The sequence below is a fragment of the Streptomyces murinus genome, assembly GCF_002154555.1.
GTDB lineage: Bacteria > Actinomycetota > Actinomycetes > Streptomycetales > Streptomycetaceae > Streptomyces > Streptomyces murinus.
Map to the genome: position 1 here is coordinate 1 of NZ_MUNF01000243.1, position 17,575 is coordinate 17,575.

16 protein-coding genes and 1 pseudogene are annotated in these 17,575 nt (G+C 72.6%); 7 read left to right on the top strand and 10 right to left on the bottom strand.

The window, feature by feature from the left end; translation table 11 throughout:
* Window positions 1–1,508, top strand: a pseudogene (locus tag CCN72_RS16320) (hypothetical protein); the annotation flags it as partial.
* A gap of 3 nt (window positions 1,509–1,511) precedes the next feature.
* On the opposite strand, the gene CCN72_RS16325 reads toward CCN72_RS16320, so the two are convergent.
* Window positions 1,512–2,885 (bottom strand): glycoside hydrolase family protein, encoded by a 1,374-nt coding sequence (locus CCN72_RS16325; protein ID WP_086808146.1) that lies wholly within the window; start codon window positions 2,883–2,885, stop codon window positions 1,512–1,514.
* Window positions 2,886–3,004: 119 nt separating this feature from the next.
* Between CCN72_RS16325 and CCN72_RS16330 the strand changes: the two genes are divergently transcribed.
* Entirely contained in the window at window positions 3,005–4,099 is a 1,095-nt protein-coding gene (locus CCN72_RS16330) for a DUF5925 domain-containing protein (RefSeq protein WP_086808147.1), read from the top strand.
* Window positions 4,100–4,114: 15 nt separating this feature from the next.
* A complete protein-coding gene (locus CCN72_RS16335; protein WP_086808148.1) occupies window positions 4,115–4,885 on the top strand; it encodes a DUF72 domain-containing protein in 771 nt (256 codons plus the stop codon).
* 34 nt (window positions 4,886–4,919) lie between these two features.
* On the opposite strand, the gene CCN72_RS16340 is transcribed toward CCN72_RS16335, so the two are convergent.
* On the bottom strand, window positions 4,920–5,288 hold the full coding sequence (locus CCN72_RS16340; RefSeq protein ID WP_161218494.1) for a GntR family transcriptional regulator: 369 nt from the start codon (window positions 5,286–5,288) through the stop codon (window positions 4,920–4,922).
* 71 nt (window positions 5,289–5,359) lie between these two features.
* On the opposite strand from CCN72_RS16340, the gene CCN72_RS16345 reads away from it, so the two are divergent.
* Both CCN72_RS16345 and CCN72_RS16350 read left to right on the top strand, forming a co-directional pair.
* Entirely contained in the window at window positions 5,360–6,289 is a 930-nt protein-coding gene (locus CCN72_RS16345) for a GNAT family N-acetyltransferase (RefSeq protein WP_086808150.1), read from the top strand.
* Window positions 6,270–6,770: a ribonuclease FAU-1 family protein gene (locus CCN72_RS16350; RefSeq protein WP_086808151.1), complete on the top strand. Its 501-nt coding sequence runs from the start codon at window positions 6,270–6,272 to the stop codon at window positions 6,768–6,770. Before CCN72_RS16345 ends, CCN72_RS16350 begins: the two co-directional genes overlap by 20 nt.
* A gap of 20 nt (window positions 6,771–6,790) precedes the next feature.
* Here the strand turns inward: CCN72_RS16350 and CCN72_RS16355 are convergent, their stop codons facing one another.
* Window positions 6,791–7,294: a class I SAM-dependent methyltransferase gene (locus CCN72_RS16355; RefSeq protein WP_086808152.1), complete on the bottom strand. Its 504-nt coding sequence runs from the start codon at window positions 7,292–7,294 to the stop codon at window positions 6,791–6,793.
* Window positions 7,295–7,404: 110 nt separating this feature from the next.
* Between CCN72_RS16355 and CCN72_RS41405 the strand changes: the two genes are divergently transcribed.
* Entirely contained in the window at window positions 7,405–7,539 is a 135-nt protein-coding gene (locus tag CCN72_RS41405) for a hypothetical protein (protein ID WP_086808153.1), read from the top strand.
* A 16-nt stretch (window positions 7,540–7,555) separates the two neighbouring features.
* Here the strand turns inward: CCN72_RS41405 and CCN72_RS16365 are convergent, their stop codons facing one another.
* On the bottom strand, window positions 7,556–8,416 hold the full coding sequence (locus CCN72_RS16365) for an alpha/beta fold hydrolase (RefSeq protein WP_086808154.1): 861 nt from the start codon (window positions 8,414–8,416) through the stop codon (window positions 7,556–7,558).
* Between the two features lie 158 nt (window positions 8,417–8,574).
* Window positions 8,575–9,021, bottom strand: a complete 447-nt coding sequence (locus CCN72_RS16370; RefSeq protein WP_086808155.1) for a MarR family winged helix-turn-helix transcriptional regulator — start codon at window positions 9,019–9,021, stop codon at window positions 8,575–8,577.
* 92 nt (window positions 9,022–9,113) lie between these two features.
* Between CCN72_RS16370 and CCN72_RS16375 the strand changes: the two genes are divergently transcribed.
* On the top strand, window positions 9,114–9,488 hold the full coding sequence (locus CCN72_RS16375) for a cupin domain-containing protein (RefSeq protein WP_086808156.1): 375 nt from the start codon (window positions 9,114–9,116) through the stop codon (window positions 9,486–9,488).
* Here the strand turns inward: CCN72_RS16375 and CCN72_RS16380 are convergent.
* From CCN72_RS16380 to CCN72_RS16400, 5 genes are all read right to left on the bottom strand, one after another.
* Window positions 9,466–10,494 (bottom strand): DNA polymerase Y family protein, encoded by a 1,029-nt coding sequence (locus CCN72_RS16380; RefSeq protein WP_086808157.1) that lies wholly within the window; start codon window positions 10,492–10,494, stop codon window positions 9,466–9,468. The two genes, CCN72_RS16375 and CCN72_RS16380, sit on opposite strands and share 23 nt — an antisense overlap.
* Window positions 10,491–13,943: a DNA polymerase III subunit alpha gene (locus CCN72_RS16385; RefSeq protein WP_086808158.1), complete on the bottom strand. Its 3,453-nt coding sequence runs from the start codon at window positions 13,941–13,943 to the stop codon at window positions 10,491–10,493. The genes CCN72_RS16380 and CCN72_RS16385 overlap by 4 nt, the downstream gene beginning before the upstream one ends.
* A gap of 221 nt (window positions 13,944–14,164) precedes the next feature.
* Window positions 14,165–15,247, bottom strand: coding sequence for a S1 family peptidase (locus tag CCN72_RS16390; RefSeq protein WP_086808159.1), 1,083 nt, complete (start codon window positions 15,245–15,247; stop codon window positions 14,165–14,167).
* 352 nt (window positions 15,248–15,599) lie between these two features.
* Window positions 15,600–16,499, bottom strand: coding sequence for a S1 family peptidase (locus CCN72_RS16395; RefSeq protein WP_086808160.1), 900 nt, complete (start codon window positions 16,497–16,499; stop codon window positions 15,600–15,602).
* Window positions 16,500–16,712: 213 nt separating this feature from the next.
* Window positions 16,713–17,495 (bottom strand): DUF1684 domain-containing protein, encoded by a 783-nt coding sequence (locus CCN72_RS16400; protein ID WP_086808161.1) that lies wholly within the window; start codon window positions 17,493–17,495, stop codon window positions 16,713–16,715.
* Between the last annotated feature and the right edge of the window lie 80 nt (window positions 17,496–17,575).

A 17,575-nucleotide genomic window follows, 5' to 3' on the forward strand; every position in this document is an offset into this window, starting at 1 on the left:
CCACCTGCGCTCCACCCTCCTCCTCACCTCCCTCCTGATCGCCGCCCTCCTCCTCTACTGGCTCCCCGCCCTGCGGCTCGGGGAGGGGGATCTGGACCGGATGGGCGGCCTGGGTCTGGTCTCGGTGCTGCCGTGGCCCACGCTCCTCGGCGCGGCGCTGCTGGTCGTGGTGTTCGCCGGGCTGCTGTGGCAACGCCGGGAGCACCGGGCCCTGTTGCTGGTGACACTGCTCGTCACGGTCGTGTCGCTGCACGCGCTGCCGGCCGTGATCGAGTCCGAGCCGCGGTTCGCGACGGCCTGGCAGCACCTGGGCTTCCTGGACTACATCGACCGCACCGGGTCGGCCGTCCCGGATCTGGACGCCCGCTGGAGCTGGCCGGGTTTCTTCGCGGTGGCCGCGTTCGTCGGCCGGGCCTGCGGGGTCACCGACTTCACGGACGTCATCCGCTGGTGGCCGACGGCGATCCAACTCGCCTATCTGGCACCGATGTTGCTGCTGGTCCGGTCGGTGCGCGCGGACTGGCGGGCGAAGTGGACCGNNCACCCGGGTCCTGCTGGCCGGTGCCGTCCTGGCCCTGGCCTGCTGGGGCTGGTGGCGCCGGCGCCTGCACCGGTACCGCGAACGGTCCCTGCCGGTCCTCACCTTCGTGCCGTTCCTGGGCTTCGGCATGCAGTCGTACGGCGGTGAGATGGCGCTGCGCGTCTTCATGTTCGCGGTGCCGGGCGCGGCCCTGCTCGGCGCCCTCGCCCTCTTCCCCCGCCCCACGGGTTCACGGCGGCCGGTCCTCGCCCTCGGGGCCGCGCTGCTCGCCGGGCTGCTGCTGATGGGCGGCTTCCTGGTGGCCCGGTGGGGCAACGAGCCCTTCGAGCGCACCCGGCCCGGCGAGGTCGCGGCGATGAACTGGGTGTACGCCCATGACCGGCCGACCGTACGGCTGTTGTGGCTGAGCGATGACCCGGTGAACGATGTGACGCCGTCACTGCCGTGGGGCGCGAAGGACATGGAGCGGGTCGACTACGTCCCGACGCTCGCGCCGACCGACCCCGCCCGGGTGTCCGGGCTGGTCGAGGCGCTCAAGGACGCGGGGCCGCAGTCGTATCTCCTGGTGAACGAGAGCCAGGTGACGTATCTGCGGCTGGACTCGGGCTATCCGGCGGCCTGGGGGCCCCGGCTCACCCGGAGCCTGGACGCCCGGCCGGAGCTGACGAAGGTCCTGGTCAACGACGATGTCACGGTGTACGCCCTGCGCGCGCGGCCCCCGGGCCCCGTCCCCGAGCCGCGCCCCGGTCCGGTCGGGCCCCGGGTGACCTGGACGCCCTGGTCGGTGGTCGGGGCGCTGTCCGCCGTCCTGCTGATGCTGCTGCTGGCGGCGCGCGAGGTGGTGCGGGTGGCGGTGCGGCCCGGGGTGCGCCAACTGCGGCTGCTCCAGGGGAGTTTCTGGTTCTCCCTGCCGCTGCTGGCGGTGGTGCTCGCGGTGCTGGTGCAGCGGTTCCTGACCCTGAAGTGAGGGTTAGCGGTCGAGCCACTTCACCTCGTACGGCCGCAGCGTGAGCCGGTCGCCGTCCACCCGCGTACGGATCGCGTGGTCGCGGGTGTTGACGACGAGGACGGTGCGGTCGCTCGCGAGGACGCGCAGGTCGGACGCGGTGGCCGGGTCGACGGGGACCGTGCGGTGGCGGGTGCCCGGCGGGAAGGCGGCGGCGAACCGGGACAGCAGGTCGTACATGGGCAGTGGCCGCCCCCCGTCGGCGCGGTCGGTCGGGGTCCACAGGCAGCCGGGGCAGCCGGTGCCGGTGCGCTTCTCCGGGTTCCAGTAGAAGCCCGTATCGGCGCCGCCCCTGACCAGGGCGATCATGCCGGTGGCCTGGACGGCGACCCGGTGCGGCTCGGACCAGCCGGCGTCGCCGTCGCCGGGCTCCACGTAGTACTCGGCCCACCACAGGGGAAGGTCATGGGTCTGCCGCCGTACCCACGCGCTGACGGCGGTCAGTTTCTCCGTGGCGGTGAACTCGTCGGGCCGCGGATCGCCGCCGTTGGGGTAGCTGGCGCCGTCGACGACGGTGAAGTCGGCACCCGTCCTGTGCGCGTTCCAGTAGGAGAAGGCGTCGAGCACCCGCTGGTCCATCGCGCCCCAGGCGCCCCGCACCTGGGTGGAGGCGTCGGGGTCGGTCGGGGCGACGCTGTCCATCGGCAGATAGGGTCCGCCGACCATGACGTCCTCACCGGTCTTCTTCAGCGCGCGGTACACGCGGTTGTACAGATCGGTGTACCCCTCGTAGTCCCAGCGGCCCGCGGCCTCGTCCCAGAAGCCCTTGAACTCGTTCCAGACGACGAAGTGCTTCACGTCCGGATAGCGCCGGGCCACGGTCGCGGCGAGGTCGGCGAAGTCCTGGTAGTGGGCGGGGGCGGGCGCGGTCTCCAGGGCCGACCGGCTCCAATCGGTGTGGTTCGCCCCGGACTTGCCGCCCTTCATCCAGTCGGGGGCGCAGCACAGGGTGATCACCGGGGTGCCGCCGGAGGCGCGGACGAAGGCGATCCGGCGGTCCAGGGCGGCGAAGTCGTAGTGCCCCGGGGACGGTTCGGGGTTGTCCGCACCCCAGCCCATGATCGCCTGGTCCTGCGCCGTCCCGCCGTCCGCCTTGAGGAGCCCCCGCACCCGGGCGGTGGCGGCGGGGGCGCCCTCGTCGGCGCTGAACTGGGTGTGGGTGAAGCCCCAGCCGACGTACGGCTTCGCGGTGCCGCGCGGCGCGGCCGAGGTGCCGGGCGGTCCCCCGGGCAGTCCGCCGACCAGGCTCACCAGCAGGGCGAGCGCCGCCGCGATCCCCCCGAACAGGGCGCCGAGCCGCCATCGCCGGCCAACCGGTACCCACCCATGACGTGCCATCAAGGGCAACAGTATCGGCGCGGTCCGGGGCTTGGGCAGACCTCGGACAACCCCGGGACACCCGGGACAAGCGGTGGAAATGCCGTGCACGGAGGGCATCGGTGGCGGATCATGGCGGCATGCCTGCGAACCCGCACGACGCTCTGCCGATCCGGCTCCACGTCGACGATTCCGACTCGCCGTCCGACGTCGTCGACGCGCTGTTCCTCGGCCGTTTCGCGACGGGCGAGCAGCCGTACTCGCACGCGGTGAACATCGACCGCGTGCGCTCCGGCGCGACCCTGCTGCCCGAGGGCGCCCGGGTGCTCCGGGTCGCCCGGGACGACGACCGCAGCGCCACCCTCGCCGAGGGCGACGGCTGGACCCTGCTGGTCTCCCGCTGGAGCCGGGGCGCGGATGTCACCGTGACCGCGACCAGCGCCGAACTGGCCCAGGAGATCCTCGACAAGGCGACGGACGGCGCGGCCGACGAGCCCGAACCCCAGCCGGAGAACGTGACGATGGGGTTCTGGTACGTGTCCCCGCGCCGCGGCCCGCACCGCACCACCCGGCAGATCTCGGCCGGCACCTGGTCGGAGGTCCGCGCCAACTACACCGCGCCGGTCGCCGAGGCGATGGACCGGCTGATGAAGACCACCCCGGAGGACATCGCGGGCCGCCTCCTGCTGCTGCACGGCCCGCCGGGCACCGGCAAGACCTCGGCGCTGCGCACCCTGGCCCGTTCCTGGCGGGACTGGTGCCAGGTGGACTGCGTCCTCGATCCCGAGCGGCTCTTCTCCGACGTCGGCTATCTGATGGACATCGCGATCGGCGAGGAGGACGGCGCGGGCAAGGGCCGCTGGCGGCTGCTGCTCCTGGAGGACTGCGACGAGCTGATCCGCGGCGAGGCCCGGCACACCGCGGGCCAGGCGCTGTCCCGGCTGCTGAACCTCACCGACGGGCTGCTCGGCCAGGGCCGCAATGTCCTGGTGGGCGTCACCACGAACGAGGACCTGGAGCGTCTGCACCCCGCCGTGGTCCGCCCCGGCCGCTGCCTGGCCCGTATCGAGGTGGGCCCGCTCACCCACGAGGAGTCGGTGCACTGGCTCGGCACGGAGGAGGGCGTCGGCCGCGAGGGCGCCACCCTGGCCGAGCTGTACGCGCTGCGCCGGGGCACCACGCCGACCTCGGTACCGGGGGCGCGCAACGGCGCGGACGCGGGGCTGTACCTGTAGTGCTTTCATGAAGACATGACCTTGTCGGTCGGCACCTCCGGGTGGCAGTACAAGGACTGGCGGGACCGCGTCTATCCGGCCGGGGTCCCGGCGCGGCTGTGGCTGGAGGAGTACACCCGGCTGTTCGCCACGGTGGAGATCAACAACGCGTTCTACCGGCTGCCGTCGTACGACAATTTCGCCGCCTGGCGCTCCCGGGTGCCGCCGGATTTCGTGGTCGCGGTCAAGGCCAGCCGCTATCTGACCCACATCAGGCGGCTGAAGGACCCCGCCGAGCCGGTGCACCGGCTGCTGACCCATGCGGCGGGCCTGCGCGACCGGCTCGGACCGGTGCTGCTCCAGCTCCCGCCCACGCTGCGCGCCGACCCGGCCCTGCTGGACGCCTGTCTGGCCTGCTTCCCACGCGGTACGAGGGTCGCGGTGGAGCCCCGGCACGACTCCTGGTGGACGCCCGAGGTGCGCGAGGTCCTCGTCTCCCGCGGCGCGGCCCTGTGCTGGGCCGACGTCCTGTCCCGCCCGGTCACCCCGCTGTGGCGCACCACCGACTGGGGCTATGTCCGCTTCCACCAGGGCCGCGCCCATCCCTGGCCGCACTACGGCCACCGCGCCCTGGAGACCTGGGTGGACCGCATCGCCACGGCCTTCCCCGACGGCGAGACCGTCCACGCCTATTTCAACAACGACCCGGGCGGTGCGGCGGTGACGGACGCGGTGGCCTTCGGGAAGGCGGCGAGGAGGGCGGGCCTTGCGGTGACGAGGTTCCCGGAACCGGCGGGACGGCACTGACGCGCCCCAGCCCCCGTGCACCCACTCCCTGCGGCTACTCCCCGTAAGCCGCCCGCAGGGCGTCCCGCACCGCGGCCAGCGCCTCCTCCTCCCCCAGCCCCAGCCGCCGCGCCCGGTCGGCGTACGCCTGCGCGGCCATGGACGCCTCGCGCTGCGCGGCCGAGCCGGCGGCGGCCACATACGTGCCGAGGCGCCCGCGGGTCTCGATCACCCCGTCGCCCTCCAGCGCCCGGTACGCCTTGGCCACCGTGTTCACCGCGAGCCCCAGGGACTCGGCCAGCCCCCGCACGGTCGGCAGCCGGTACCCCACGGGCAGCACCCCGGACCGTGCCTGCTCGGAAATCTGCGCCCGCACCTGCTCGTAGGGGGGCGCGCTGTCATCGATGCGGATCTTCAGGCTCACAGCCCGATTCTGACGCACCCGGGGGAAAATGAGAGGCACCCCCCGGACAACTCCCCGTACGGTCCCTCCACATGACATTGATCGTCCGTGAGGTGCGCCCCGGCGTGCCGGCCGACACCGAGGGCTTCGCCCGGGTGCGCCGACTCGCCCTGCCGTACATCCTGTTCACCTCGGAATCGGTCCGGCACAACACGCTGCACACGCATCCCGACGCCCGCTACCGCCCGCTCGTCGCGGAGGAGGACGGCGAGATCGTCGGCACCGCCCAGGTCCTGCTGGCGTACGACAGCACCGAGCCGGGCCAGGGCCTGCTGAACATCTACGTCCGGCCGGACCGGACGGGCCGCGGCGCGGGCACGCTGCTGCTGCGCACGGCCGAGGAGTACCTGGCCGCGCTGGACGCCACCAAGGTGTTCAGCTGGATCCTGGACGCACCGGCCAACCGCGCCTTCGCCGAGCGGCACGGCTACCGGGCCGGCCGGTCCGCGCACTTCCTCCGGCTGGACCTGGCCGGCGGCGCACTGCCGCCGCTCCCGCCCACCCCGGCGGGTGTCGAGCTGCGCACGGCAGCCGAGTTCGCCGACGACCCGCGCTCGCTGTTCGAGCTGGACGCGGAGACCCTCCAGGACGAGCCGGGCGACCTCGACCTGGAGTCCCGGGGCTACGACGACTGGCTGACCAGCACCTGGAACCACCCCCTGCTGAACCGCGAGCTGACCATGGCCGCGTGCGTCGACGGCCGCCCGGTCGCCTTCACCGTCGCCTACACCGACGCCGACGGCCGGTACTCCACCGCGATGACCGGCACCGCCCGCGCCCACCGCGGCCGCGGTCTGGCCAAGCTCGCCAAGCTGCACTCCCTGCACCGGGCCCGCGCCGCCGGTGTCACCGACGCGTTCACGGGCAATGACGCAGGCAATGATCCGATGATCGCGATCAACAAGTGGCTCGGCTACGAGATCTGCGCGACGGAGGTCCGCCATGTCCGCGAACTCGGCTGAACCGACGGCCGGCCTGACCGTCAGCCTGGTCAAGGGCGGCCGTACGAAGATCCGTTACCCGGCCGGGCTGCTCGGGGACGACGGCACCCGGATCGTGGTCCGCGCTCCCTGGGCGGGCGAGGGCAGCCGTGACTTCGGGTTCGTGCGCTTCGAGCCGGGCGATGTGTTCACCGAGTACTACTGGCGCGACCGGTGGTACGCGGTGAAGGAGGTCCGTACCGCGGACGGCCGGGTCAAGGGCTGGTACTGCGACATCACCCGGCCCGCGGTCCGCACCGGCGCGGAACTGGTGGTCGAGGATCTCGACCTGGACCTGTGGCGCCCGGCCGACGGCGGGGACGTACGCCGGCTGGACGAGGACGAGTTCGCCGCGAGCGGACTGGCCGAGCGGGATCCGGAGGCGGCCGCGGCCGCCGTGGCCGCCCTCGACGAGCTGGAGCGGGTCGCCCGCGCGGGCGGTTTCGACGAACTGCTGGCCTGAGCCGCCCGCCGGGGCCGCGCTCAGACGCCCGCCAGCACCGCGTACCGCTCGTCCGTCACCTCCTTCCCCCACCGCACGGCGTCACCGGACAGCCGCTCGGCCGAGAAGGGGCATCGGGTGAGGGCCTTGATCTGTCCTCGGCCATGACCGAGCGGGCCCTCGCCGAACTCGCCGGGCACCCGGTCGAGGCGCGGTGTGGACCGGCCGGTCCCCCGGTGGGGGAACGCCGCTTCGACGTGGTCCTCGTCCGCCATGTGCGGTGGACACCACCCGACCAGGCCCGGCTGCTGCGGAACTGGCGGGAGCGGCTGCGCGGCGAGCAGCGACAGGCTGCCGGTGCCGCAGCCGAGGTCGAGCACATCGGCGGGGCGCCTGGGCAGCCAGGAGCGGAGTCTGGCCGCCCAGGCGGCCCGCACGGCGGGGTCGCGCAGGCCGTGGTCCGGCTCCTCGTCGAAGCCGGCGGCCCGCGCGTCCCAGTCCGGCGGCCGGGCGGTCGTCTCGCTGTGCGCGCACTCATCGGTCATGACCGGAGAGTGACACACACCACTGACAGCCCCGAACAAATGGGGAACTCTCCCCTCAAGCGTCTACCGCCGCCCCGCGCGGAATCCGGTAGGCACCGAAGGAGGCAGCCATGCGCCGTACGACCGTGCGGAAGCCGCTGAAGAGGACGGACGGCCACCGGATCCGCGAGGAGGCGGAGGAGCGTCCGGCGGGACGCCCCGAGGTGCGCAAGGACATCGCGCGCACCTGGTGGCCCGACGGCTGACCCCGGCGCCCGGCCGTCAGCTGAGGACGGAGGCGCAGGTGGTGGTGCCGGCGTGCGCCGGGTCGAGGGAGTTGGCGACCTCGTGGAAGACGATGCGGTCGCTCAGGCCGGCCAGCACATGCTCGGAGAGGTCCAGCGGGCACAGGTCCTGGAGCAGGACGTTGCGCACGTCGGAGCCGCTGAGGTACTGGCTGCGCCAGGGGGTGGCCACCTCGTCGTACCGGGTCGCGATGACCGTGTAGTGCACCCCGGGCACGGTGTCGCCGCCCGCGTTGAGCTTGGTGAGGAAGGCGGAGCCGGGTATCTGGTCGGCGAGGCCGGGGGTGGTGGCCTTGACCAGGTCGGTGGCGCCGGGGAAGTACGGCAGCAGGTTGGTCAGGCCGCTGATGGTGGCGCCGTGGTTGTCGGGGGCGATGCCGACGAGCGCGTTGACCTTGGCCGCGCCGCCGAGGAACTTCAGGTAGTAGCGGGGCATCATGCCGCCCTGGGAGTGCCCGACCAGGTCGACCTTGGCGGCGCCGGTGGCGGAGCGCACCTGGTCCACGAAGGAGGCGAGCTGCGCGGCCGACTGATCGATGGGGCCGAGCCCGTAGAAGACGGGGACGCCGGGGAGCTGGCCGTAGTCCAGGGAGAAGACGCAGTATCCGCGGGCCTCCAGGTAGGGGGCGAGGCCGAGCCAGTTGTCGACCGAGTTGCCGAGGGTGCCGTGGACCAGCACGACGGGGCGGGGGTGCGCGGCGGACGGCTTGCAGGAGTAGTCGTTCCAGCCGCTGTGGGTGGCGGTGTCGGCGTGCGCGGCCGTGGCGGGCAGGGCGATCGCGGCGGCGGAGAGCAGCAGCGCGGTGAGGGGTCTGAGGACTCGCTTCCAGGGCAGCATCGGGTGATCTCCTTGCGGCTCAAGGGGGATACGGCGGACTGGCCCTGTGATCCGGATCACGAGGATGCTGTTCATTCGTCAAGTTACGGGCGGGTAGCCTCCGGGGGAAGTTACGCGCAAGTAAAACTTCCCGCCTCAACCATCCGTCTGACGTACCGTCACCACACGGGCCGCACCGGCCCATAGGGTGCGATCTTCGCCAAACTCCCCCACAGCGCCCGCACTTCCGCCTCGCCCAGCAGCTCGCGCCAGCCGCCGACCACCTCGGCCGCCGCCGCCTCCGCGGCCCGGGTACAGGCCCATCCGCGCTCGGTCAGCACGATCAACCGCGCCCGCGCGTCCCCCGGGTGCGGCCGTCGCTCGGCGTATCCCCTGCGCACCACCTCGTCCACCAGCTGGCTCGCCGCCTGCTTGGTCACTCCGAGGTGCGCGGCGAGTTCGGTGACGGTGGCGCCGTCCGGCGCGAGCCGCGCGAAGGCGAATCCGTGCGCGGGCCGCAGATCGACGAAGCCGCGCGCCACGACCCCCTCATGGATGCGCTGGGTGAGATCGCCCGCCGCGGCGAGCAGGGTGGCGGACAGGGCCATGGCTTCGGAGTTCTGCACGGAGGCATTGAAACACCCTTGACGCATTGGTCAAGTAGCCTGACCATATAGTCAATCTACTTGACCACTTGTCCTGAACGGAGAACCCAGCCATGCCCGTCGTCCGCTCGTCCGAGGCCGTGACCCATGAGATCCACGGCGCCCGTTTCATCTCGTACGCCGCCCCGCTCACCGGCAGCGAGGAGCTGTGCGCCTGGCGCGGGGAGATCCCGGCCGGCACCCGGGCCCCGGCGCACACCGTCAGCCGCGAGGAGATCTTCCATCTGCTCGTCGGCGAACTGCTGATCACCCTCGACGGCCGCACCGAGCGGGTGCGCGCGGGCGACACGGTGATCGTCAACGCCGGGTCCACTCTGGGCGTGGAGAACCCGACCGAGCACACGGCGATCTCCTGGGTCACCACCTCCGTCGGGCTCACGGCCGAGCTGGCGGACGGCAGCCTGCTCACCCCGCCATGGGCCAACTAACCCTGCCGCCACGGGAGTTACAACCATTATGTGCCGTCGCCGCGGGCCGTACCGCGTCTGGTCCGAAGCGCCGTCGGGCGCGGTCGGCGGCGGCCTCGGCGGCGCGGGCGCGGGTGTCGGCGGGGTCCAGGGAGAGCTGGTGGAAGGCGTCGGCGGCCGGGCGGAGACGGTCGGCGCGGAGCGTGAAGGCACGCACCCGGGCCCGTTGCAGACCGAGGGCGGACAGCAGGCCGAGGGCCGCCGCGGCGAGGGCGGGCGAGTGGTCGGTGGCCTCCGGCAGGGTGCGCGCCCGGGTGCTGGAGCTGCCGTCGGCGTAGCGCACGGTGAGGGTGACCCGGCCCGCCACCCGCCGCTCCGCGCGCAGGAGTTGGCCGATCCGGTCGGCGAGCCCGAGGACGGAGCGGTGCCGCTCCGCCGGGTCGAGGCAGTCCCGGTCCAGCACGAGGTCGGCGGTCAGCCGGTCCGCCGCCTCCCGGGGCAGGACCGGGCGCGGGTCGTGGCCGCGGGCACGTTCGGCCAGCAGCCGGGCGGTGCCCGCGCCGAGCAGGCGTTGCAGGGTGGCCGGGGAGAGGTCGGCGAGCTGGCCGATGTGGTGCAGTCCGTACCGGCCGAGCGTCGCCGCCGTACCGCGGCCGATCCCCGGCAGCGCGGTGACCGGCCGGGGGCGCAGCCATGCGGCGGCCCGTTCGGCGGGCACCCAGGTGGTCTCCCCCGGCGCGGACACCTCGGCCGCCATCGCCGCGAGCATCTGGTTGCCCGCGAGCCCCGCGCTGCTGTCGATGCCGTAGAGGGCCTTCAGGCGCATCATCGTCATCTGGACCACGTCATAGGGGGACAGGCCGAAGTACCGCAGCGCCGAGGTCAGGTCCAACTGCACGGCGTCGGGCGGCATCTCCCGCACATGGGGCGTGACACCATACACCAGTTCGATTACATGGCCGTACTGCTCCTCGTTCAGCGAGCCGTACAGATACAGCTGGGCGATGTGCCGCTGACGGATGCTCATCCCGCGCTCCCCGGACTGGTGTAACCGAACTTCTTCAGGTCGGCCGAGCGGCTGCCCGCGGGCAGCAGATCGGCGTACGGGTGCAGCCGGGCGCCGGTGGTGCCGTTGGCCAGGGTGCGCCGCGGCTGGGCGGGCGTCGGATGCGGGCGGCTCCGGCCGAGCAGGGCGAGCGCGGCCTCGGGACCGTTGTCCCGGCGGGCCGCGGCGATCTCGTCCAGGTCCCAGGCCATCGAGCCGACGACGGTACGACGGGTGCCGCGCACCTGCACCGTGCCGCGCACCAGCAGCAGCCCGCTGTGGAAGACGGTGTAGGCGCAGGCCGGGTGGGAGTCCTCGAAGAACGCCAGGTCGACCAGGCCGGAGCCGTCCTCCAGGGTGACGAAGATGATCCGCTTGCCGCTCGCGATCGGCGGGGTCTGCGTCGAGGCCCGGACACCCGCGACCAGGACCTGCTGCCCGGCGCGCAGCCCGGACAGCCGGACCGCGTCGGTCGCGCCGATCTCGCGCAGCAGCCGGTGGTGGTGCTCCATCAGATGCTTGGAGACATCGATGCCGAGGGTGTTCAACTCCGCGCCGAGCGCCTCGCGTCCGGTCATCTCCGGCAGCCCGCTGGGCTCGGACCCGCCGACGGCCCCCGCGATCAGGGGCAGTTGGCCGGTGCCCGCGGACCGGTTGCGGGCGGCCCGGTGCAGTTCGGCGAGCTGGAGCAGCAGATCGCGCCGGGTGAGCCGGCCGTCGTGCAGGGCGCCCAACGCCCCGATCTCCGCGAGGCGTTCGGCGACCGGGCGGCTGGGCCGGGCCCGCTGCCAGAAGTCGGACAGCGATCCGTACGGCTGTCCCGCCTCGATCCGCGCGCACTCCTGCTCGCCGATGCCGTGCACGGCGGACAGCGCGAGGCGCACCCCCCATCGGTCCCCGTCGGCCTTCTCCACGGTGTGCCGGGTCGCGGACCGGTTGACGTCGACGGGCAGCACCGGCACCCCGCGCCGGCGCGCGTCGGCGACCAGCACCCGCTTGGGCCACATCCCGGGGTCGTGTTCGAGCAGCCCGGCCAGCAGGAAGGCCGGATGGTGCGCCTTGAGCCAGGCGCTCTGCAGGGCCGGTACGGCGAAGGCGACCGCGTGCGCCCGGCAGAAGCCGTACGCCCCGAAGGCCTCGATCGTCCGCCAGACCTCCTCCCGTACCGCCGTGCCGTAGCCGCGCGCACGGGCCCGCCGCTGGAACCAGTCCCTGATCTCGGGCAGCCGCTCCTTGTCGCCGAGCGCCCGCCGGGTGATCTCCGCGAAGGCCGGGTCGCAGCCGGTCAGCACCACCAGCGTCTCGATGATCTGCTCGTGCCAGATGGTCACGCCGTAGGTGTCGGCGAGCACCGGCTCCAGGTCCGGGTGGGCGTACCGCGGTGTGCCGCCGTGGCGGGCGGCGATGTACCGCTCGGGCATGCCGCCCGCGACCGGTCCGGGGCGGAAGAGGCTGATGTCGGCGATGACGTCCTGCTGGTTGCGCGGCTGGAGCCGGGACAGCAGATCCTGCTGGCCGGGCGACTCCAGCTGGAACAGGCCGAGGGTCTGGCTCTCCTGGAGGAGTTTGAACGCGAACACGTCGTCCAGCGGCACCTGTTCGGGGTCGTCCAGGTCGACACGGTCGCCGGTGGTCCGTTCGAGCTCCGCGACGGCGTGGGCCATCGCGGACTGCATCCGCACGCCCAGGACGTCGAGTTTGATGTTGCCGAGCGCCTCGATCTCCTCCTTCGCGGCCATGGCCATCGGGTAGTCGCCCTGCGGGGTGGGCTGCACCGGCAGCCGGTCCAGCAGGGTCGCGTCGCTGATGACCACGCCGCAGGGGTGCATGGCCATGCCGTGGACCAGCGAGTCGAGCCCCTCGGCCAGCTCCCACAACGGCCCGAACCGGCCCGCCTCGGCGGCCAGTTGCCGCAGTTCGGGCAGTTCGGCGAGGGCGCCGGTGATGTCGCAGGCGCGCAAGTGCGGAAAGCTCTTGGCGATCCGGTCGACCTCCGCGGGCGCGATGCCGAGGGCGAGGCCGGTGTCGCGCAGGGCCCGGCGCGCCCGGTAGGTCTCGGGCATCGCGGTGACCGCGACCCGCTCCTTGCCGAACCGCTCGAAGATCGTGTCGTAGCACTCCAGGCGCCGCGCGGACTCCACGTCGATGTCGATGTCGGGCAGCGAGGCCCGGCGGTCACTGAGGAACCGTTCGAACAGCAGCCGGTGTTCGAGCGGGTTGGCGGTGGCGATGCCCAGCGCGTGGCAGACCAGCGAGCCGGCGCCCGAGCCGCGGGCCGCGACCCGGATGCCCTTGGCCCGGATGTCGGCGACGACCTGGCCGACGGCGAGGAAGTACGAGTCGTAGCGCAGCCGGGAGATCACGGCGAGTTCCGCGTCGAGGCGGGCGAGGGCCACCGGGTCGCGGTCGAGGCCCCGGTGGGCCAGGCCCTCCGCGCAGCGCCGGCGCAGCAGCCGGGCGGCGCCGTCCGCCCCGGGGTCGGCGCCGAAGAGCGCGGGCTCGGGGAAGTGGTGGGTGCCCAGGCCCAGGTCGGCGCGGGGGTCGAGGGCGCATTCGGCGGCCGTGGCGGCGGTGTCCGCGAGCAGTCGGCGGGCCCGGCGCTCATCGGCTCCGGCGCACTCGGCGATCATGCGCGCGAGAACCGTCATCGCCCGCTCGTCCTTGAGCCAGCGCTGCCCGCTGTCCAGACGGCGCCGGTCGATCGGCCGCAGCAGCCGGGCGGCGTCCAGGACATCGGCGAGCCGGTGCTGGGCGGGGTCGGCGTAGCGGACGGCGTTGGTGAGGACGGCGGTCGTACCGGTGCGGTCGGCCAGTGCCAGGGTGCGGGCGGCGAGGCGAAGGGAGCCGGGACCTGTGCCGGAACGTTTCTGCGCGACGGCCTCCAGCCGGACCTCCGACCCGAAGACCTCCCGCCACGGCGCCAGCAGCCGAACCGCGACATCCTCCCGGCCCACCGACAGCGCCCGCGCCGGCTCCGAGAGCGGGCCGAGCAGGGCCAGCAGACCGGGGCCGCCGTGCTCCCGCAGCGCCGACCACGGCACCACCGGCGCCCGATTGCCGAGCGCGTCCGCGTGGGCGGCCGAGGTGATCCGGCACAGCCGCGCCCAGCCCTCCCGGTTCCGGGCGAGCAGCACGACCCGCAGCGGCGGCTCGACCACATGGGCGCCGCCGCGCGCCGGGGTGCGGCGGCGCAGGGCGGGTGGCGGTGGGGCGAGGGCCTGCACCGCGAGATCGACGCCGAAGACCGGCCGCACCCCCTCCCGCGCACACGCCTGGGCGAATCGAACAGCGCCGGTGACCGTGTCCCGGTCGGTCAGCGCGAGCGCCGTCATGCCCCGCTCGGCCGCGCGGCGCGCCAGCTGTTCCGGGTGCGCGGCGCCGTAGCGGGCGGAGTAGCCGGACGCGACATGCAGATGGGCGAAGCCCGCCATGCCGCACCTCCCTCACTCCACCCCTTTTCAGCCATACGCCCGATACGTTCATCGTACGCTCGTTCGAATACTTCGAATACTCTAGCTTCGCCGGCGCTGGTCGGCGAGCCTGTTCGAACAGATGAGTGATTCTTCACCCGAGGGTGGGGAGAGCGAGCGGTGGCCAAAAACACGACGTCCCGCCCCGAGGATCCGGGACGGGACGTCGTGCGGCGTTTCGGTCAGCCGATGGTGGTGCCCGTGGCGGAGAGGGCGGCGGTGACCGGCTGGAAGAAGGTCTCGCCGCCGGAGGTGCAGTCGCCGCTGCCGCCGGAGGTCAGACCGATCGCCTTGTCACCGGAGAACAGCGAGCCGCCGCTGTCGCCGGGCTCGGCGCAGACATCGGTCTGGATCAGTCCGCTGACCGAGCCCTCCTGGTAGTTCACGGTGGCGTTCAGACCGGTGACCGTGCCGTCGTGCACATGGGTGGTGGACCCGCTGCGCGTGACCTTCATGCCCACCGTGGCCTCGGCGGCGCCGGTGATCTTCTGGGTCGAACCGTCGTAGAGGTCGACCTCGCTCGGGTGGGCGGCGTCCGAGGTGTACTTGACCAGGCCGAAGTCGGTGCCCGGGAAGTGGGACTCCGCGTTCTGCCCGATCTCCTGGCCGTCCGCGTCCGACCAGCTGGAGATGTCCGCGGTGCAGTGCCCTGCGGTCAGGAAGTACGGCTGCCCGTCCTTGACCACGTTGAAGCCGAGCGAGCAGCGGCCGCCGGAGCCGTTGATGGCGTCGCCGCCGGCGATGAAGGGCTTGTACTCGCCCTGGAACCGCTTGAGTTCGGCCGTTCCGCCGAGCCCGTCGACCACCTTGCTCAGCTTGTCCCACCGGGCCCCGGTGACGGACTTGTCGGCCGTGACGACGACCTTGTTCGACACCGGGTCGATGGACCAGGACGTGCCCGGGATGGTCGCGTCCTTCTTCAGCGTCGTACGGGCGCCGTCGAGTTGGGCGAGGGTGTGGGTGACGATCCTGGCCTTGGCGCCCTTGGCCTCGACCGCCTTCGCGGCGGTCTTGTCGAGCACGTTCACGACGAGGCTCCTGGCCTTGGCGTCGTAGTAGCTGCCCGCCGCGCTCGAACCGAGGTGCGCGGTCAGGTCGGAGGCCAGCGTCGCGGCCGCCGGAGCGGACAGCGGCCGGGCCTGGACAGCGGGCTTCGCGGGCTCGCTGGCGTTCGCATTCTGCAAGGTGACACCCGCTGCGGCCAGCGCGGCGACACCCGCGCCGGCCATCACGAGCCGGCGCCTGGGTATGCGTCGGTGCTTCAACTCATGTCCTCCTGTGGGGGGACGACCGCCGGGTTGTGGGGACCCGACGACCGGAAGGCTGGTTGACGGGCGCCCACTCTTCCGAAACCCACAGGGAACCCACAAGGCCGAGTTCCGGACGCACCGAGAAACGGACCTCGCACGTCCGTTCACTGGTGACCCGCCGTCACCACCGAGGAAATTTCGGGGCGCAAATACGACGGGCGAGTGGCCCTCATCGGAACGTGACGACGACACATGGCTTGTTTCCTTCGCCGCCGTCGCCCTTCCTTCACAAGCCGGACATGAAGAAGCCCCCGCACAGGCGCATATGTGCGGGGGCTCACATCGGCCGGGCCGAAGCCCGGGCCGGTCAGGGGAGCGTGACGCCGTAGTAGCTCAGCGCCTCGGTCACCGGCTGGAAGAAGGTCGTACCGCCCGAGGAACAGTCGCCGCTGCCGCCGGAGGTCAGACCGTAGGCGACGGACCCGTTGTACAGCGGGCCGCCGCTGTCGCCGCCCTCGGCGCAGACCGTGGTCTGGATCAGGCCGGAGACGATGCCGTCGCTGCCGTAGTTGACGGTGGCGTTGAGCGCGGTGACCTTGCCGCTGTGCGTACCGGTGGTGGAGCCGCGCCGGTAGACGGTCGCGCCCACACTCGGGGTGGCCGCGCTGGAGATGGTCTGGCTGCCGACCGCGCTCGGGTGCGCGATCGAGGAGTTGGTGTACTTGACCAGGGCGAAGTCATTGCCCGGGAAGCTGTAGCCCACATTGGTGCCCAGCGTGGTGGTGTGCCCGGAGTTGCTGTACCAGGTGGAGGCGACCTGGCCGCAGTGCCCGGCGGTCAGGAAGTAGTACGTGCTGCCGCTGTGCACGTTGAAGCCGAGCGAACACCGGTACTGGCCGCCGTAGATGGCGTCGCCGCCACTGATCAGCTTGTTGAACGTGCCGGCCGTGTGCTTGATGGTGAGCGCGCCCGCGTCGGCGCCGGCCTGCTTCTTGATCTTGGCGATCTCGGCCTGGGAGACCGTGTCGTCGACGGTGACGACGACATGGTGGCTCTTGGCGTCGACGGCCCAGGCGGTGCCGGGGATGTCCGCCTTCATCACCGAGTCGCTCGCCTGGGTGAGCTGCGCGGCGCTGAAGGTGTGGGCGTCGCTGGCGTTCGCCGTGGGGGCGGCGAACGCCGCGGCGGCCAGGAAGCCCGCGGCCACGGCGATCAGCCGGGTGCGTCTCGCCGAGCCGGTCGGGGCAGTGGTGCGCTTGATCCTCACTTTTCGTTCCCTCCAAGGGGAGTCGGGGGCCCGCGTGGGGTCGGGGCCCGGTGAGGCGCAGTCAGGGTCAGGACCGGGTTGCGGTTATGCATGTCCCTGACAAGCGCTGAGGGGAGTATTCGGCCGACCGCCCGGTACGCACAAGGGTGCCTTTCGGCCGTCGGACTTTAGCCCTCCTTTGCCCAACGGCCGTCGCTTTAACTCCCGTTGGTGTCAGCTCAGCGTCCGCTCCCCCGCCTCCACCGCCGTGTCCAGCGTGTTCCCGGGCGGCGGGAGGGGGCAGAGGAAGTGATCGGCGAAGGCGCAGGGCGGCAGCTGGGCGCGGTTGAAGTCGACGGTCGTACGGCCCTGCGCGTCCGGCGCCTGTGGATAGAGGAAGCGGAACCGGAAACTGGTGTCGCCGCTGGTGGCGTCGGCGAACACCGCCCACAGCGGGCCCTCGCCCTGCCGCGCCACGGCCAGCGTCCGCTCCCGGCCGGCCAGGGTGAAGGAGAGTTCACCGGCGAGGGCGAACCCGCGGGTCCTGCCGTCCGCGTTGCCGAGCCGCAGGACGCGCTGCGCCTCGTACGGCGTGAAGCGGCCCGGCACCGACCAGCCGGGGTCGTACTCGGTGGCCGCGATGCCCCGGAAGGCCCGGCGGGCCTCGGCGCCGGGGTCGTAGACCCGCACCCCCCAGCTGCCCTCACGCACCAGGACGACCAGCCGTTTCTCGCCGAGTGAGACGCGGGCGGCGGCCTCCGGACCGGTGTCGGCGGTCAGCCGGATCTCCCCGGCGAAGGGGCGGCGGTCCACGTGGAGTCCCTCGCCCTCGGCGGCCGTCAGCACAATGCCTTCGCCATCCGCCAGCCAAATCCCTGGAATGTCCGGAAGTCGCCCCTCCGGCTGGTCCTCGATCCAGTGGGTGCCGGTCAGCGCGAGCGGTCCATAGGGTGCGGTGACCGACTCCTCCCGCTTCTCCCGCCACTGCTTCCATGCGTCGAACGCGTCGATTGCCATGCCGTTCCATCTCTTTGTGTGCGGTGTCTTCTTCGGCCCCGGTGCGTGCGGAGCGGGGCGGGCCAGGCCCAGGTGCTCGC

Excerpts from the sequence above, each read along its gene's own strand:
- CCN72_RS16325 (WP_086808146.1), bottom strand. The coding sequence starts at position 2,885 with ATGGCACGTCATGGGTGGGTACCGGTTGGCCGGCGATGGCGGCTCGGC.
- CCN72_RS16330 (WP_086808147.1), top strand. The coding sequence starts at position 3,005 with ATGCCTGCGAACCCGCACGACGCTCTGCCGATCCGGCTCCACGTCGAC.
- CCN72_RS16335 (WP_086808148.1), top strand. The coding sequence starts at position 4,115 with ATGACCTTGTCGGTCGGCACCTCCGGGTGGCAGTACAAGGACTGGCGG.
- CCN72_RS16345 (WP_086808150.1), top strand. The coding sequence starts at position 5,360 with ATGACATTGATCGTCCGTGAGGTGCGCCCCGGCGTGCCGGCCGACACC.
- CCN72_RS16350 (WP_086808151.1), top strand. The coding sequence starts at position 6,270 with ATGTCCGCGAACTCGGCTGAACCGACGGCCGGCCTGACCGTCAGCCTG.
- CCN72_RS16355 (WP_086808152.1), bottom strand. The coding sequence starts at position 7,294 with ATGACCGATGAGTGCGCGCACAGCGAGACGACCGCCCGGCCGCCGGAC.
- CCN72_RS41405 (WP_086808153.1), top strand. The coding sequence starts at position 7,405 with ATGCGCCGTACGACCGTGCGGAAGCCGCTGAAGAGGACGGACGGCCAC.
- CCN72_RS16365 (WP_086808154.1), bottom strand. The coding sequence starts at position 8,416 with ATGCTGCCCTGGAAGCGAGTCCTCAGACCCCTCACCGCGCTGCTGCTC.
- CCN72_RS16375 (WP_086808156.1), top strand. The coding sequence starts at position 9,114 with ATGCCCGTCGTCCGCTCGTCCGAGGCCGTGACCCATGAGATCCACGGC.
- CCN72_RS16380 (WP_086808157.1), bottom strand. The coding sequence starts at position 10,494 with ATGAGCATCCGTCAGCGGCACATCGCCCAGCTGTATCTGTACGGCTCG.
- CCN72_RS16385 (WP_086808158.1), bottom strand. The coding sequence starts at position 13,943 with ATGGCGGGCTTCGCCCATCTGCATGTCGCGTCCGGCTACTCCGCCCGC.
- CCN72_RS16400 (WP_086808161.1), bottom strand. The coding sequence starts at position 17,495 with ATGGCAATCGACGCGTTCGACGCATGGAAGCAGTGGCGGGAGAAGCGG.